Here is a 683-nt window from a genome sequence, read left to right on the forward strand (position 1 = left end):
ATGAAAACATACCCTATGAAAACTAAACGAAGTAAAATACTAGTCGGCGCATTTGTCGCCACCTTCGCGGTGCCCGTCGTATCATCTGCTGCGAGTATCACATATAATCCGGAATTCAATCTTGATGATGATGCCGTCTCGAATCCATACGGCATTTCAGCGAACACGGTTACTCTAGTTGAGTCAGCAATTAGCGATGGCACGACATCTACCAGCTATTCGTTCTCGGATGCAACTACCGGGCTCGCATTTAGCTTTGAGCTGATCTACAGTGGCACCGTAAATCAGTCAGGTGGCACGCGACTTCAACTGTTCCCGACGGAGTCTGTTGCGATTGCCTTTGGTAGCATCACTATAGATACTAGTGGGTATATCGATGGAACAATTGGAGGCATCACCGGGCCTGTTAGCGCCAGCGTCACGTCTGCTGGATTCACTTATTTTTTAGCTGAAAGTTTCACAGATTCAATTCTTACGGTAAATAACGGTTCATCGGACGTCGTTTACTACACTGCTGGTGAGAGCAGTGGAACATCGCCTTCAGGGATTGAGTTACTCGCAGAGAACCAAGATATTATATTGGCGGGAGTTACGGATAATCTCATCACCTTTACGGCAACGTATGATGCGAATGGGGCGATTCGTCTAAGTGAACTTGGCAGTTCGATTGTATTTGAGGTGAC

The 683-nt window shown here is 46.7% G+C and carries 1 protein-coding gene; it reads left to right on the forward strand.

All coding sequences use genetic code 11. From position 1 onward, the window contains the following. Nucleotides 1-15: 15 nt before the first annotated feature. Nucleotides 16-683, forward strand: a 668-nt coding sequence (locus tag QEH59_RS18640) for a hypothetical protein (RefSeq protein WP_308986896.1), incomplete at its 3' end; no start/stop codon positions are given.

The organism is Thalassobacterium sedimentorum (assembly GCF_031127905.1).
GTDB lineage: Bacteria > Verrucomicrobiota > Verrucomicrobiia > Opitutales > Coraliomargaritaceae > Thalassobacterium > Thalassobacterium sedimentorum.